The sequence below is a fragment of the Ammoniphilus sp. YIM 78166 genome, from assembly GCF_004522215.1.
Classification (GTDB): Bacteria; Bacillota; Bacilli; order Aneurinibacillales; family RAOX-1; genus YIM-78166.
Genome location: NZ_SDLR01000003.1, coordinates 798,139 through 812,771, shown reverse-complemented (window position 1 = coordinate 812,771; position 14,633 = coordinate 798,139). Strand labels below are relative to the sequence as shown.

Annotated in this window: 21 protein-coding genes, 1 pseudogene and 1 riboswitch; of the genes and pseudogenes, 18 read left to right on the top strand and 4 right to left on the bottom strand. The window is 42.6% G+C overall.

The genetic code is table 11. The annotated features are described in order from the left end of the window. The first annotated feature begins 71 nt into the window (after positions 1-71). The 4 genes from EIZ58_RS15595 to EIZ58_RS15580 all read left to right on the top strand — a co-directional run bounded on the left by EIZ58_RS15595 (position 72) and on the right by EIZ58_RS15580 (position 3,460). A complete protein-coding gene (locus EIZ58_RS15595) occupies positions 72-1,046 on the top strand; it encodes a YbgA family protein (protein WP_134701760.1) in 975 nt (324 codons plus the stop codon). 13 nt (positions 1,047-1,059) lie between these two features. After that, positions 1,060-1,524, top strand: a complete 465-nt coding sequence (locus EIZ58_RS15590) for a hypothetical protein (RefSeq protein WP_134701759.1) — start codon at positions 1,060-1,062, stop codon at positions 1,522-1,524. A gap of 24 nt (positions 1,525-1,548) precedes the next feature. Then, positions 1,549-2,667, top strand: coding sequence for a virulence factor (locus tag EIZ58_RS15585; protein WP_134701758.1), 1,119 nt, complete (start codon positions 1,549-1,551; stop codon positions 2,665-2,667). Between the two features lie 133 nt (positions 2,668-2,800). Beyond that, positions 2,801-3,460, top strand: coding sequence for a YpjP family protein (locus tag EIZ58_RS15580; RefSeq protein ID WP_134701757.1), 660 nt, complete (start codon positions 2,801-2,803; stop codon positions 3,458-3,460). 44 nt (positions 3,461-3,504) lie between these two features. Here EIZ58_RS15580 and EIZ58_RS15575 read toward each other — a convergent pair whose 3' ends face one another. After that, positions 3,505-3,693: a hypothetical protein gene (locus EIZ58_RS15575; protein WP_134701756.1), complete on the bottom strand. Its 189-nt coding sequence runs from the start codon at positions 3,691-3,693 to the stop codon at positions 3,505-3,507. Between the two features lie 95 nt (positions 3,694-3,788). Between EIZ58_RS15575 and EIZ58_RS15570 the strand changes: the two genes are divergently transcribed. Beyond that, a complete protein-coding gene (locus EIZ58_RS15570) occupies positions 3,789-4,187 on the top strand; it encodes a secondary thiamine-phosphate synthase enzyme YjbQ (RefSeq protein WP_134701755.1) in 399 nt (132 codons plus the stop codon). A gap of 216 nt (positions 4,188-4,403) precedes the next feature. On the opposite strand, the gene EIZ58_RS15565 is transcribed toward EIZ58_RS15570, so the two are convergent. Beyond that, positions 4,404-4,673: a hypothetical protein gene (locus tag EIZ58_RS15565; protein ID WP_134701754.1), complete on the bottom strand. Its 270-nt coding sequence runs from the start codon at positions 4,671-4,673 to the stop codon at positions 4,404-4,406. 150 nt (positions 4,674-4,823) lie between these two features. Here EIZ58_RS15565 and EIZ58_RS15560 point away from each other — a divergent pair, with 150 nt between their 5' ends. The 3 genes from EIZ58_RS15560 (at position 4,824) to EIZ58_RS15550 (ending at position 6,300) form a co-directional block, all read left to right on the top strand. Then, positions 4,824-5,228, top strand: a complete 405-nt coding sequence (locus EIZ58_RS15560; RefSeq protein WP_134701753.1) for an FAS1-like dehydratase domain-containing protein — start codon at positions 4,824-4,826, stop codon at positions 5,226-5,228. Between the two features lie 14 nt (positions 5,229-5,242). Next, positions 5,243-5,626, top strand: a complete 384-nt coding sequence (locus EIZ58_RS15555; protein WP_134701752.1) for a MaoC/PaaZ C-terminal domain-containing protein — start codon at positions 5,243-5,245, stop codon at positions 5,624-5,626. A 284-nt stretch (positions 5,627-5,910) separates the two neighbouring features. After that, positions 5,911-6,300 carry a hypothetical protein gene (locus tag EIZ58_RS15550; protein WP_134701751.1) on the top strand — a complete coding sequence of 130 codons (390 nt, stop codon included), beginning with the start codon at positions 5,911-5,913 and terminating at the stop codon, positions 6,298-6,300. 34 nt (positions 6,301-6,334) lie between these two features. Here the strand turns inward: EIZ58_RS15550 and EIZ58_RS33460 are convergent, their stop codons facing one another. Further along, complete coding sequence (locus EIZ58_RS33460) at positions 6,335-6,478, bottom strand: hypothetical protein (protein WP_167577739.1); 144 nt, start codon at positions 6,476-6,478, stop codon at positions 6,335-6,337. A gap of 139 nt (positions 6,479-6,617) precedes the next feature. On the opposite strand from EIZ58_RS33460, the gene EIZ58_RS15545 reads away from it, so the two are divergent. The 8 genes and pseudogenes from EIZ58_RS15545 to EIZ58_RS15515 all read left to right on the top strand — a co-directional run bounded on the left by EIZ58_RS15545 (position 6,618) and on the right by EIZ58_RS15515 (position 11,322). After that, positions 6,618-6,953 carry a hypothetical protein gene (locus EIZ58_RS15545; RefSeq protein WP_134701750.1) on the top strand — a complete coding sequence of 112 codons (336 nt, stop codon included), beginning with the start codon at positions 6,618-6,620 and terminating at the stop codon, positions 6,951-6,953. Between the two features lie 116 nt (positions 6,954-7,069). Beyond that, positions 7,070-7,666: a CAP domain-containing protein gene (locus EIZ58_RS15540; RefSeq protein WP_167577738.1), complete on the top strand. Its 597-nt coding sequence runs from the start codon at positions 7,070-7,072 to the stop codon at positions 7,664-7,666. Positions 7,667-7,669: 3 nt separating this feature from the next. Beyond that, a pseudogene (locus EIZ58_RS15535) lies at positions 7,670-7,873 on the top strand (manganese catalase family protein); the annotation flags it as partial. A 118-nt stretch (positions 7,874-7,991) separates the two neighbouring features. After that, positions 7,992-8,177: riboswitch (cobalamin riboswitch) on the top strand. 78 nt (positions 8,178-8,255) lie between these two features. Next, positions 8,256-8,753 (top strand): ECF transporter S component, encoded by a 498-nt coding sequence (locus EIZ58_RS15530; RefSeq protein ID WP_134701747.1) that lies wholly within the window; start codon positions 8,256-8,258, stop codon positions 8,751-8,753. A gap of 1 nt (position 8,754) precedes the next feature. Next, the gene (locus EIZ58_RS15525) at positions 8,755-9,489 is read left to right on the top strand and encodes an AIR synthase related protein (RefSeq protein ID WP_134701746.1); all 735 of its coding nucleotides are present in this window, start codon (positions 8,755-8,757) and stop codon (positions 9,487-9,489) included. Between the two features lie 305 nt (positions 9,490-9,794). Continuing rightward, positions 9,795-10,508: a DUF421 domain-containing protein gene (locus tag EIZ58_RS15520; protein ID WP_134701745.1), complete on the top strand. Its 714-nt coding sequence runs from the start codon at positions 9,795-9,797 to the stop codon at positions 10,506-10,508. A gap of 197 nt (positions 10,509-10,705) precedes the next feature. After that, positions 10,706-10,843 carry a hypothetical protein gene (locus EIZ58_RS33455; protein WP_167577736.1) on the top strand — a complete coding sequence of 46 codons (138 nt, stop codon included), beginning with the start codon at positions 10,706-10,708 and terminating at the stop codon, positions 10,841-10,843. A 194-nt stretch (positions 10,844-11,037) separates the two neighbouring features. Continuing rightward, on the top strand, positions 11,038-11,322 hold the full coding sequence (locus EIZ58_RS15515; RefSeq protein ID WP_134701744.1) for a hypothetical protein: 285 nt from the start codon (positions 11,038-11,040) through the stop codon (positions 11,320-11,322). An 81-nt stretch (positions 11,323-11,403) separates the two neighbouring features. Here EIZ58_RS15515 and EIZ58_RS15510 read toward each other — a convergent pair whose 3' ends face one another. Continuing rightward, on the bottom strand, positions 11,404-12,636 hold the full coding sequence (locus EIZ58_RS15510; RefSeq protein ID WP_134701743.1) for an aminopeptidase: 1,233 nt from the start codon (positions 12,634-12,636) through the stop codon (positions 11,404-11,406). A 187-nt stretch (positions 12,637-12,823) separates the two neighbouring features. Here EIZ58_RS15510 and EIZ58_RS15505 point away from each other — a divergent pair, with 187 nt between their 5' ends. Both EIZ58_RS15505 and EIZ58_RS15500 read left to right on the top strand, forming a co-directional pair. Next, positions 12,824-13,465, top strand: coding sequence for an L-fuculose-phosphate aldolase (locus tag EIZ58_RS15505; protein ID WP_134701742.1), 642 nt, complete (start codon positions 12,824-12,826; stop codon positions 13,463-13,465). A 71-nt stretch (positions 13,466-13,536) separates the two neighbouring features. After that, positions 13,537-14,586 (top strand): hydantoinase/oxoprolinase family protein, encoded by a 1,050-nt coding sequence (locus tag EIZ58_RS15500; RefSeq protein ID WP_134701741.1) that lies wholly within the window; start codon positions 13,537-13,539, stop codon positions 14,584-14,586. Positions 14,587-14,633 lie beyond the last annotated feature (47 nt).

Genomic DNA, 14,633 nt, shown 5'->3' with positions numbered 1-14,633 from the left:
ACTTTGACAAAACATAAACAAACAGATGATAATAGTGGTAGCAATGCTAAAACTTAAAAAGGCGTGATCAGATGACATCCTTTGAGATTCCCATTGTTGTCGTTAGTAAATGTTTAGGGTTTGATGCGTGTCGATATAATGGAGAAATGCTGCACGATGCCGTTCTTGAGAAATTAGCTGACTACGTCCGAATTATTACCACATGCCCCGAGGTGGAAATTGGCCTCGGAACACCTAGAGACCCCATTCGAATTGTAGAGGAGGGGCAGCAAGGATTAAAGCTTATCCAACCTGCAACAAGTAAAGATGTTACAGGAGATATGAACCGATTTTCAACTGATTTTCTTGGGAGCTTAAGTGAAGTCGATGGTTTTATCCTAAAAAGCCGGTCACCAAGCTGTGCCCTTAAGGATGCAAAGGTGTTTACAGGCGTTGAAAAGGCCCCTGTAAAAGGAAAGGGGCCTGGTCTATTTGGTTTTGCCGTTCTAGAGAAATACGGACACCTAGCCGTAGAGGATGAAGGCAGACTAAAGAATTATTCGATCAGAGAACATTTCTTAATTAAACTTTTTACCCTAGCTCGATTTCGTCAATTAAAAAAGGCATCTTCTCACAAGGCCCTAGTCGAATTTCAAAGTCAAAACAAGTATTTATTTATGGCGTATCATCAGATTCAACAGAAAAAACTGGGGAAGATTATTGCCAATTTGGAGCAAAATTCAATTAAGGAGGTTTATCGGTCATATGAGCAGGGTTTGTATGAGCTCTTGGAAAGGCCAGCTACAGGTCAATCTAACATTAATGTTTTATTTCATATTCTAGGCTATTTTAAGCACTCCATCAGTGCCAAGGAAAAAGCTTTTTTTCTTTCCTTGATTGAGAAGTATAGGGGTATGAAGGTCCCCTTGAGTAGTCCCTTGGGAGTTCTCAAAGCTTGGGCGGTTCGATTTGATAACGAGTATCTAATGAAGCAATCCTACTTTGAACCCTATCCTGAAGCCTTAGTTGAGTTATTAGATTCGGGAAAAGGAAGAGATCTTTCATAAGGGAGAGGGAGTGATGGAATTAAAGAGGATCTTACTATGGGGAAGCTGGGCAGGTGTCGTTTCAGGTAGCCTGCTTGGTCTTTTACTAAAGTTGGTTGAGCATTACTCTCATATACGAGTCTATACTTTGCTACTAAATGTCGACTATATTCCTTTATTGAATCAATTCTTTCTTCCTGAATTGATTGAATTTAGCCTGCACTTGCTTGTCTCCGTTGGGTTAAGCATCATTCTGCTATACATACTAGAGAAAAAAGAAGTGGGGAAGCTTGAAGGTTTTCAAGTGGTATTCGTTGTAAGCCTGCTTATAGGCTTGCTATTATACCCGACCACTTCCTTGTCAAGTCGTACTCCTGCATTAACAGATGGCCTGGCTTGGATCTATTGGCTGCTCGGTCATGGATTATACGGTGGAGTATTGGGTTTGATGTTGAGGAGGCGCGGGCAAGAAAAGAAGTCTATAATTAGGGTAGAATGAAAAATAAGGAAAGGAGCGAATGACTTGAAAATCTTGTCAATCGAGCCTACTCCAAGTCCTAACGTGATGAAGCTAAATGTGGATGAGTCACTTCCGATTGGAGTAACTCGCAATTTTACGAAAGAAAAAACGGAAAATGCCCCTAGCTATATTCTTCAGCTGCTACAGCTGGATGGAGTGCAGGGTGTATTCCAGGTCAGCGATTTTATTGCTTTAGAACGCCATCCTAAGGCGGACTGGAAAGATATTCTGGCTCGTGTCAATCAGCTTTTTGGAGATCCTGCGGCTTTTAGTGAGGAGGTTAAGCCGTCGCCTGCGATCACCTTTGGAGAGGTGCATGTTTCTATTCAAATGTTCAAGGGGATTCCAGTTCAGGTCAAATTGACTGCAAACGCAGAGGAAATGCGCTTTGGCTTGCCGGAGCAGTTTGGAAAAGCCGTTCTAGCCTTGCAGAGTCACTCGCCGAATTTACTCTTGGAACGTAAATGGGTTGAACAAGGCTCGCGCTATGGAACCTTTAAGGAAATAGGGGAGGAAGTAGTGGCAGAGATTATTGCCGCTTATGATCCAGCTCGCATAGGTGAACTTCTAGATCAAGCCATGGGGAAAGAGGTTAAAGAACAAGGGAAAGGCGCTGCAACGGACCTTTTAGAACACCCGGACTGGGAAAAGCGATTTGCGGCATTATCTCGAATAAACCCTAGTCTAGAGGACCTTCCCATGTTAGCTAAGGCGCTAGAAGATACTAAAACCTCTATCCGCCGACTCGCGACTGTTTATTTAGGGATGATCGGCCAACCGGATGTATTACCTTATTTATATAAGGCGCTTAAAGACAAATCTGCCTCCGTTCGAAGAACCGCGGGGGACGCCCTTTCTGATATCGGGAATCCGTTAGCCATTCGGCCTATGGCTGAAGCATTACATGATCCGAATAAACTTGTAAGATGGAGAGCGGCTCGGTTTCTCTTTGAAGTTGGAGACCATACGGCTCTTGATGAACTAAAGGAAGCCGTACATGATCCCGAATTCGAGGTGAGCCTTCAAGCTAGAATGGCTGTGGAGCGGATCGAACGAGGGGAAGAAGCAAGCGGTACAGTATGGCAACAGATGACCAAAGCTTCCCGGAAAGAGCTGGATTAATAGAACTTAGCGTTAAGGTGTCCCAAATGGGGCACTTTTTTGGTTACAAAAATTTATGAAACCTTTTTGGTCTAGTCTGCGTATAATCTAGCAAAGAGGTTCAATATTTTGATAGAGTCGGTGGTGAAGGAAAGTGTCTCCCTGGTTAAGAAAAGCTACGAGTATCCTTATAACTGTACTTACTCTTGGAATTGTTACTCCACCCTATATATTACATAACGAAACAGCGAATCAAGAGTCTTTATCTCGTTTAGAGAGTGAACAAGCCGTTCAGTTTACTAGCCTTGATTATCTGGAGCCGGAACAAACTGAGATTTATCCCCCTATATCTTGGGATGAAACGTCTTGGCAAGCGTTATCGGAAACCATCTTCGATCGTGAATTGTTAGGAGAACAGTTCACTGCTTATATGACATATCAAGCGAAAGTACAAGCGCAAAGAAAATTCGGGACTGTAATCGGAGCCCGAGTTGGGGACGAGTACGATCAGGTAATTTTACCAAAGTTTGAGCGAGTCCTTACTGATTTTAGCCGAGATGCGGATGAAGCTTTGCTTCGTCATGTAGAAGTAACATCGAACCCTGCACCAGGCTTAGGCGAGAAGATCTATCATCTTTATGATGTGCGAAGTGGGGAAGATGTTGTTCGCTTCCATGTCAGACGTGAGAAGCCCCCTCAAGATGGTTTTTGGTTCAGCTTTCATTATCATAAGCGTGAGGACCAGTTCCAACACCACCATGAGCTAGGAAAAATTTATTGGGATAAAAACACCCCTCCGCGTTGGGTATCGTAAAGCCAAGAAGGTCGTTTTGGAACGACTTTCTTGGCTTTTTTCTTTTAGTTTAGGATTTCAATTTTAGTTATGCGGTAAACACCGATGGTTAGTAATTCATTGCTTGCTTCTTTGAGAAGTGTGATGGCTGCATTGTTGTTAGAGGATTTAACCAACCCAATATCGAATACTTCTCCTTTAGGTGAGGCATAGTACATCTTGATCTTTTTTCCTACATAATTATTTAAATTCATATTAAGACCCCCGTCTTTTTATCTGTTTATGCTGAGCATACCTGATGTACAGACAGAATACCAAGAAAAATTCGATATTAAGGAGGCAGGGACTTATGCTTCATACGCTACAGTTGCAAACGAAAAAAAGCGATGAGATGATTGACATTACCTCTAAAGTGAAAACCCTTGTTGAACAGGAGCAAGTTAGGGAGGGTGCTGTTCTTATTTATTGTCCCCATACTACAGCAGGAATTACAATTAACGAAAATGCTGACCCAGATGTTGTCCGTGATATGTTGATGAGATGGGGTGAGGTCTATCCTTGGGAACATCCCCGTTATCGGCATGGGGAGGGAAACTCCGCCTCTCATTTGAAAGCGAGCACGGTAGGTGCTTCTCAACATGTGATCATAAGCAATGGAAAGCTGCTTCTTGGAACGTGGCAAGGTATTTATTTTTGTGAATTTGATGGTCCGCGCAATCGAACTTGTTATGTGAAGGTATTAAAGTAAGTTTGGTGCCCTGACCCGGGCTTTAGCGGGCTTGGAGGGCATCAAACCGAGGTTTTGGTGCCCTGATCTGGGCTTCAGCGGGCTTGGAGGGCATCAAACCAGGGTTTTGGTACCCTGATCTGGGATTCGACGGGCTTGGAGGGCATCAAACGAGAGTTTTGGTGCCCTGACCCGGGCTTTAGCGCACTATCCCGCCCCTGCCTTCATCCTACTGTCTTAGCATTTCCTAGCAATGGCTTCAGCTACACTGTGTATTCCGTCTTCGTCATCTGTGTAGGCACTCGATAATTGGCTTATCCAGAAACGGGGGTCGTCTAAGGATTTAGTTCCTTCTTTTACAAAAGTTGACCAGTTCCATTGCGGGATGGATACAAGCCAGCCATGTTCTTTTTGACGATGAACGGACTTATAGACGTCATAGTCAATCTTAGATACGAATACTTGTATATTTTCCTCATTAAGACTTACACGAAACGCTCGAATCATCTCGTCCTAGCACCCCAAAATTTTTTTGTTGCCTCTCAGTATAGCTCTTCTGAGGGCAAAAAGATACCTCACGACGCAACATTTTAAAGGAGTTACAAAGAAGGAGGAGGAATATAATCTAAGGGAAACGATGAAAGGGAGGAGTTTTAGATGGACGAACTCGTTGGTTTTGAATTCGAACCTTATACTTTTACCATTGAAAGAGGAAAAATTAAGGAATTTGCCAAAGCGATAGGCGATATACATCCGGCCTATCTGTCAGGGGATGTGATTCCTCCGACCTTCCCTACAGCAGTAGAAATGTGGGGGGGAGTGGACTTCTTTACTTTAATTGAAGCTCTCAACCTCCATCTTCCGAGAGTATTACATGGGGAGCAGGAGTATGAATATTTTGGAAAAGTAAAACCAGGAGATGTGCTTCGGGTGAATGCAAAAGTCATCAAGGCTTACCAGAAGTCAGGCATGAAGTTTGTGGTGATTGAATCCATCTTCCGAAATGAAAAAGATGAAGTTGTGATTTATGGAAAGTCGACGTTGATTGAAAGACCTATATAAGGAGGGAACCTTGGATGTTTGTTGGATTCGAATTTCCTGAACTACACAAGAATCCTATAACCCACACGCAGTTAGTCCAATACGCAGGTGCTTCCGGAGATTTTAACCCTATTCACACGGTTGTTCCCTTTGCTCAGGAGGCAGGTTTAGGGGATGTTATTGCTCACGGTATGCTAATTATGGGATTTGTTGGTCAAGCGATTGGCACCTGGATTTCCATTGATCGTCTTGCTAAATATGGAGTTCGTTTTAAGGCGATGACTCGCCCCGGAGAAGCTATAAGGGTTCAAGGGGTGGTTAAGGGAGAGACGGATACGATGTGGCTTTGTGAAGCACGTGCTCTGAATGCAGAAGGGGAGGTTAAATTACTGGCAAAGTTTACTGTTAGAAAGGATTAACTCTACGCATCCTAGTAGGAAATATATCAAGAATAGTTAAGTGCAATCGGCCAATGGATAGACCGATGTTCCGGTACGTATGTACATTCTCCAGTGGGTAGCCTTTCGAGGAAGGGTCAAGATGTGATGGGAACCCCCATGAAATGGTTATAGTTTTGAAAATTAGGGTAAATATAAAGATGTAGAGAGAAGAGTAATCTGTTGCTTTCCTTTCTCCATAATGTATAATAAACGGTAGGCATCGCTCGGGCGAGGTCTGATTTATCTTGAAGGAGGATTTTTCCATGGCTTGGTGGATGTATACCATCATAATACTCGCAGTAACAGGAATTATTTATTTTGTACTTTATCGATCAATGAAGAAGCGTCAGGCAGAATTCGAAAAAATGTATCGGGCACATAAAGAGGTCCGTGAAATTTTTGTTCTTCATAAGAAAATGGTGAAGCAGCCAATTCGCCCGAATCTTAAATTCCCTAAAGTGAAAACCTATCAAGTAACAGCAAGAGTTACCTTCAATCAAACTACACGTGGAGCTAGTTTTACAGCCCAACAAAATGTAACCTTCATGATTGACAAAAAGGAATATGAAAAAGTACAGCCAAACCGAAAGTACAAGGTAGAGTTATCCGGAAACTATATCGGAAAAGTCTTCCCTGGAAAGAAAGTAGGCTAAATGTAAAGAACCGCCATGAAGGCGGTTTTTTTCATTAGTCTTTTCCATCAATTACAGGTTGAGCTTGTTCCATTTCTTGCTGTGCATACACATTGGGCTGCTGTGCTCTCCGAATGGCTTGTCTTTGTTGTTGCTCACTGCCTAACTGCCCAGTTCTTGAATTTGTTCTGCGCTTCATGTTTTCACCCTCCTCATCCTTAACGTGGACCCAGTTATAATGTAACCGAAATGTAGGGTATTAAAAGTTCTGGTTAAGTTGAAAATAGTGGAGGCGAAGTCGCCAGAGATCTTTCTATATTCCAGAGGAGGGATTCCACATGTTACTAAATCAGCATGTAATTCAGGAAATTAACGAAGTTCGTCAACATGTTCAAGCTCTTATTCGTCAAACCCAGCAATCTAATATGATGTATCAGCAAATGCTTCAGCAAGAACAACAAAATGCGATGATGTGCGAACAATTGGCTCAGCGTGAGCGCCAGGCTGTCCAGACCATTCAAACGGCACTTCAAGGTCACGAGACTGCTCTTCAGCAATTTCAGCATATGATGAACCTGTGTAACCATCTTGAGCAAGACATTCGCAACATGAACAACAATTATTCCACTAACCAAATGATGCAGGGGCTTCCTGTTACAACTTTCCGTCAATAAGAGATAAGGGTGGCTCATATATGGGTCATCCTTATTATTTTGGATGTCTTTTTAAACAATTGGTGAAAATAGGGACATCAAGTTGGCAACCTGACGGGAAAGAAGGAGATAGTAGTATGAACAAACGGAGAGTCTGGATCCTAACATTATTGTACGCTCTAATTCTTACTGGTTGTGGTAGTACTTATAATGAAGGGGTCCTTCCTAGTGCCAAACCAGCTACAGACGGTCGCTCTGCTGGAATGTTGGCTGGTAATGCACAAACCAACCAAGCCGGCCTCTATAAGGTCAATGCAAATAGAATGACTTACTTACGCATTGTATTGAATGAAGATGAGGAGAAAATGCTTGAGCTCATAAACAAGGAAAGAAACCGTGCAGGGCTCCGGCCCCTTGCTTCTGATCCACAATTAACTCGGTTGGCTCGGTTTAAGGCCCTTGATATGATCCAAGACGATTACTTTGACCATCGATCGCCTAGGTTTGGTTCACCTTTTACTATGCTGCAGCACGCAGGGGTAAGCTATCGAAGAGCAGCAGAGAATGTCACAGGCAGTCTTACTTTATCTGGAGCCCATAAAGCACTGATGGAGTCTTCGGCCCATCGTGCGAACATCCTGAACCCTCATTTTAATCAAGTGGGTATTGGAATCAATCGTGGGGGACAATATGGCTTTTCCTTTGTACAGCTATTTGTAGAAGATAATAGGTAGCATGATAAGGATTATCGAGAAATAACCCAAATATGGAAAGGGACCCATCCTTCTGATGGCAGTAAATTAGAAGTGATCTTTGGAGCTCCTGAAGGCGCTCCAATACCTGAACATGAAGAGCTGCCTGAAGAATTTGCCCCGGCAGCTTATGACCCTGATTTGTTTATGGAACTGGCTAAACGATTGCAAAGATCAGCTGGAATCTAGCAACTAGGGTATCAGCCGAAGATGATATGCTTCGGTTTTTTATAGTGGATAAAGGTCTATTCAAAGGAAAAATTTTCTTGACAGTTACATCCACAGAGAGTTAGTATTATTAATAATTAGTTTTACAAACGCAATAGGTGCCCATAGGGGAGAATAGGGAAATCGAAGAGACACCTGTGTCTCAAACGATGCGGACCCACCACTGTAATCGGGGATGAAACCTTAAAGACCACCGTATCAAGCGGGAAGGCAAGGGAGTAAAGAGAACCGTAGCCAGGAGACCTGCCTATTACGAAGATTGTATGAAGATGACGGCAAAGTCTTCAATGAGTCCAAGGCTCATTGAAGGCTTTTTTGTATTTTAATCGAGAGGAGAATAAGCATGAGAACAGAACAGGCAATCCGCGTTTTAGAAGTAAAACGATTAACCATGATGGGGATATTCATAGCGTTAGCCGTGGTCGGAAGCTACTTGAAAATACCTAGCCCCGCGGGAACCATAGCGTTCGATTCTGCTCCAGCATTCCTTGCAGCTCTTTTAATTGGCCCATCTGCGGGGGCTATCGTAGCGTTCGTTGGTCATTTGGCCACTTCCTTGATCGCAGGATTTCCTTTGACGGTTTTAATGCATGGGATTATAGGGCTAATAATGGCTGGGATTGCGATATTAATGGGATGGTGCAATACGAAGTGGGGGATAAAACCAGCTTTGCTTTTGACTTTGCTTCTAAACGGAATTGGCAGTCCTGCCTTATTTATTTATGTACCAGGATTCGGTTGGCCGTTTTTTACGGCCATGGTCATTCCTTTATTAGTTGGAACCGCGTTGAATCTTTTCGTCGTAGGTCTCCTCTATGCACCTTTAAAGAGGAGGGGCTAAGATGAATCTCTATCCACTGGAGAGGTTTCGAGATCTAACTATTCTAAGCTTAGGGGATAGGAAGCTAGTTTTTGCCTGTGATTCTAGTAGCGGCGTTGGTTCAAAACCGATGGATCAAGTCAACGCCTCTCCCTATGCTGTTGGGCGGTTTCTTGCTCGTACAGCCCTCATGGAGATTATTTCTGTAGGTGCAAAGCCTTGTCTTTTGTTTAACACGCTGAATGTAGAGATGAATCCTATGGGAAAGCAAATAATCAAAGGTATTCAAGATGAAGCTGCTATTGCTGGGATCGTGGAGGACGGCATTAATGGAAGTACGGAAGACAATATGGTTACTGTGCAGACTGGAGCAGGAATTGTAATCATGGGAGAAGCTCCAGCTGTCATTCGGCACAGCAATGATAAGGACTTTATTGTATGCATTGGTTTCCCAAAGGTGGGTAATGAAGTTACATTGGATGACCCAGAAATTACTGATGTTCGGACAGTTATGTACTTGCGAGGCTTAATCGGGGTTCATGAGATTGTTCCAGTGGGTTCAAAGGGAATCGGATACGAGATCAAGACACTTGTTGACCGGAATCGGCTGAACATGGAATGGTTGCCATCGACATTATCTCTAGATAAATCTGCAGGGCCTTCGACTTGTGTTATTGTAACCCTCGAACAAGGGCTCCTCACGATGCTCCAGCAACAACTCACCCAACCGCTAACTGTACTAGGCAGGCTAAGGTAGGCACTCTTTGCGAATAATCCAGCCTATAATTTATCGGAACTACTAGCCGGTGATGTGAAAAAGGCACAAAAAGCGATAGCGATGAAATAAGCCACTTTAAAAAAACACCTATATTAAGGTGTTTTTTTCTATGAGAGTTAGAATACTAAGAAATACTAGGAGGGATAAGATGAAACCGCAGAAAAATGGCACGACACCATACCCTAATCAACAAGAAGGATCTGTGAACATGATGGATCAAAGAAAGCAGCAATCTCAACAACAAAATCCAGTAAAGAAAAAGTAGCCATTTTAGGGAGTGACGTATGAGTAAGGATTTCCTTCAACTTTTTTGGGAAGTTCCGATCATTTTTATAACTCTCTTGATACTAACCCGGCTTCAAGGGAAAAAACAAATCTCTCACATGACTTACTTCGACTACATAACCGGGATCACAATCGGGGATGTTGCAGCTGGCGTTATTTCTGATCAATCCATTAGCTTGAGTCGAACCATACTGGCACTTGCTTTATTAGCTAGTTTATCTATCCTTGCGTCCTATGTTGGGGAACGTTCTCGGAAAATCAGAAAGCTGACAGAAGGGGAACCCATCGTTGTCATCAAAGGGGGACAAATACTCGAAGCGAATCTGCGCAATATGCGGATTGATATCGATCATTTGCGGATGCTTCTTCGAAAGAACGGTTTGTTCACTGTTGCTGATGTAGAATTTGCCGTTATGGAAACAGACGGAAGTTTATCGGTCTTGAAGAAAGCGGCTGAAGAAGCGGTGACAAGGAAGGATCTTTCGCTAGCCATTGTGAAGAGAAATCCAAGTATCGAGCTCATTATTGACGGACAACTTGATGAAAAAAAGTTGAGTGAGATCGGTTGGAATAAGGATCGGCTGTTTGATACCCTAAGTAAAAATGGAATTAAGGAAATCAAAGAAGTAAGCTATATGGAATATTTAGATGACGGGAAGATCTATATTGATTGCTATCGGGATGAAATGAGTAAAGAAAAGCCATCACGCTGATTTCTTTCTTTAAAAGCCAGCGTACATGATGATAATCAAATGATCCTCCATCATGATTCGGTGGAGGACTTTTTGTCATTATAGTTAAAAATATTTAGTGCTCAACACCTTGAAAGCCTTTACATTTTTGATGCTTGGATATAAAATAATGATATGCTTTGTTGGATTTAAAACATAAATACTAAGGGGCAATATTTATGAAATATTATCGTTCTCATGATAAAACATTAATCGAACAACTTACCACTGAGAAGGAAAAATTAAAAGAAAAGGTCATGCGATCTGATATAACATCAAGAGAGAATGAATCTCTACGCAGAGATAAAATTAATTAAAGAAGAGATAAAAGGATATTTAAGGTTCCAGGACGATAGATTGGAAATAATTTAAAGTAAAGAAAAGCATATGAAACCAATAAAGACCACTTCTATTATTCGAAGTGGTCTTTATTCTATACTTTGACTAACCTCCTAGGTGTATTAAAATAGGGCTATGAGAAAACTTTCTCTTAACAAATTAGGAGGTTTGTATGTTTTATTTTGAGAACGAAACGATAATGTCACTTGCTAACGCATTGGATCTAAAACCGAATGAAATTTCTGTTCTTGGCCATGTGCGAACATATGAATATGTGGATGATGAATTACTTCCCTATTTCGTTGAAATGAAAATTATAGAAAATGTTGTGGTTGTAAGGAAAAATAGGATCTTAGATTTCCCTTTATTTGAGCTGGAAGAAGAAAGAAAATTCCCAACTACTGAAGCAGCTATTGAGACATTCCAACAATGGATTAACGAATTACGAGATCAATAATTATCAGCACTAAAATTGGGCAACCCCGGCGAAGAGTCGAGAATGGGGTTGCCATTTGTTGGATAGAGTATGAAGCTTTATTTAAAATGCCCAATTCCCATTCCTGAATATGGGTTCACGTTTACCGTCGGCTGTTTCTCCATCGATATTCATGGATTCAGAGCCGATCATAAAGTCTACATGTGTCAGGCTCTGGTTTAGTCCATGCTGCTCTAATTCCTCTTTACTCATCGTTTTGCCACCCTCTAAGCAAAACGCATAAGAATTACCTATGGCTAAATGATTCGAGGCATTTTCATCAAACAGAGTGTTATAGAAAATAAGGTTTTTACGAGAAATAGGAGAGTCATGAGGAACTAAGGCCACTTCTCCGAGATAATGAGAGCCTTCATCGGTTTCAATGAGCCTCTTCAATACGTCATAGCCTTTTTCAGCAGAAAAATCTACAATTCTTCCTTGCTCAAAGGTTAACGAAAAGTTCTCTATGAGGTTTCCGCTATAGCTTAGCGGCTTCGTGCTGCGAACCGTTCCGTTAACTCCTTCCTTGAAGGGAGTAGTAAATACCTCTTCCGTAGGCATATTAGCCATGAACGGAGTCCCTTTCTCATTATGACTGCCTGCCCCTACCCAAAGATGCATCGCAGGCAACTCAATAGTTAGATCTGTGCCAGGAGCCTGATAATGCAAGTACCGGTACTTTTTCTGGGTTAAATACTCAGCCTTTTTACCTAAGGTTAGATTATGCTCTTGCCAGGCTTGCACGGGATCGTCAAGTGTGATTCTCGTTGTTTCAAAGATAGCTTGCCATAGGGCGTCTACTTGCTCTTGCCCTTGTAGGTCAGGAAATACCTTTCCTGCCCAAGCAGGGGAGGGAACAGCGATAACTGACCAACTGACTTTATCTGCCATAGCATAGCTTCTGAACTTGTTCATGGCTTGACCTGTGGCCTTATTTGCTGCAGCAATTCGCTCAGGCGGCACCCCTTTTAATAAATCAGGATTCGAGGCTACTATGGATAAAAAAGCCGCATTGTTCTCTGCCATTTCTTCGAAGCCTTTTGCCCTCCACAAGGGATATTCCAAAAAAGCCTCGTCTGGAGCGAGGTCATATTTCATTCTAGTAAGCTCATCGTCCGTCCATTCAGTATGTACGTTTTTCGCACCTGCTTCATAAGCATTTTTTGCAATCTTGCGTACAAAGTCAGCAGATGAAAGTGGGGCGGTTATGACTAAGGTCTGTCCCGGTTGGATGTTTACTCCGACCTTGACGGCTAATTGGGCGTAGCGATCTAGAAAAATATCAAAGTTTGACATGGAAATGTAGACCTCCTTGGAAACTTGCATCATATTTTATATGATCATCCTACCACAAACTGGTATGAAAGTTAAAACGGCTTCTTCCATATAGCCTGGGTTTGTTCCTGCACATGGAGTAAGAATACTGGGTGATAATAATGGAAAGAAGCCTATCTTGGAAAGAAATTCAAAGGGGGTTATGCAAGTGATACTAAATCAGGAGCGAGAAGACATTGTTGAGTATGGTAAAAAGTTAATCCAATCTGGGCTAACGAAGGGTACCGGCGGGAATATCAGTATCTTGAATCGAGAACAGAAGCTCATGGCCATAAGTCCTAGCGGAATAGATTATTTCCATACCCGCCCCGAGGACGTGGTTGTTTTGGATCTCAATGGACATGTGGTTGACGGGCATCGCAAGCCCTCTAGTGAGCTCGAGATGCACCGCATCTTCTATGAAAAAAGGGATGACATCCAGGCTGTGGTCCATACTCACTCACCCTATGCCACCACGATATCAACTCTTAATTGGGAGCTGCCTGCCGCTTCTTATCTCGTGGCCTATGCTGGGTATAATGTACGTTGTGCACCGTATGCCACCTTTGGCACAAGAAAACTGGCGGAATATGCCTTTGATGCCATGATTGACCGTAAAGCCGTTCTTTTGGCTAATCATGGTCTAATAGCTGGTGGACACGACATTATGAACGCTTTTAACATAGCCGAAGAAATTGAATTTTGTGCAGAAGTGTATTACAGGGCAAAAAGTATTGGTGAGCCGGTGTTACTGCCAGATGAAGAAATGAAGATTTTGATTGAAAAGTTTAAAGGGTATGGACAACAATAACCCTCATAATCCCTTCTTAACATGAGTAAGTATGGTGTAGCAAACACCTTTGTTAAGGGGGAGTAAGGGGAATGAGCGTAATCGCGATCGATGTAGGGGATAAGACCGTAAAATTATGTGTATTTGATAGGAGAGAAGGGAAGGTCACCCGCCAATTTCGACTACGGGTAACAGGTTTTCCTTGTAATCTGCCCATCATTGATATCCCGACGGAAGAAATTCAAGTAGTGGTGTATGGTACAGGTTTAAAGAATGCAGAAAGCGAACTTCGGCTTTTATTTCCACATGCAGAGCTAATTGAAGCCAAAGAGGGGAAAATGGATAACCCTGGAATTACATTGGACATAGGGGCACATAAAACCTCAGTACAAAGAAGATATCTTCCAATTGGAGGGGAAGATATAATTAGCGCCAGCCCAGCTGGTTCTTTCCACTTCGGAGTTGAGGCTGGGGAAGCTTTAGGTCCTGCCTGCTATGGTTTTGGAGGTGTGTCGCCAACGCTGATGGATGTCCATATGTTGCTGGGAAAGCTTTATCCCTATGATTTTTTGGAATACAATCATATTCTTGAGCTTAAACAATCGTATCATGTCTTGCTGGCCTTGGCTCAGGAGAAGGGTGCAAACCCTTATCTAATAGCGCAGCAAGTTTTGGAACAGATTAACTGTACCCTAACGAGGGAAATCAAATTCATCCTGAAGGAAAGGAACAAAAAAGCTCGGGATACGAACTTGATAGCGCTCGGTGGGGTTGGGCCACTCCACGCGGTCGAACTGGCTAAAAGCGCAGGTTTAGCTGGAGTCATTATTCCGCCCTACCCTGAGTTGGGATTGGAGACCAATCAATATCTAGCAAAGCTTATGGAGAATTCTGAGGAACAGGTACAAGACTGGTACCGTCCTACTTCGCTGGCGTTGCTTAAAAGGCTAGAAGGCTTGTTCAATTTTGGTGAGAAGTTGGAGCATGTTGAGCTTTCTTTCTATCGACGGGACAAGTTGTTCCCCCATGCTATAGTATATGGGCCTTGCATTATAACCCAACTAGGCTCTACCTTATTCATTCCACCCTACTTCCAAGCCATCGTCGGAGAGGACCGCAGTATCACAATCCCAATAAGTTGAAAATTCGAAACATCTAGGTAATAACCTACATAGTATGAAAGGAGGAA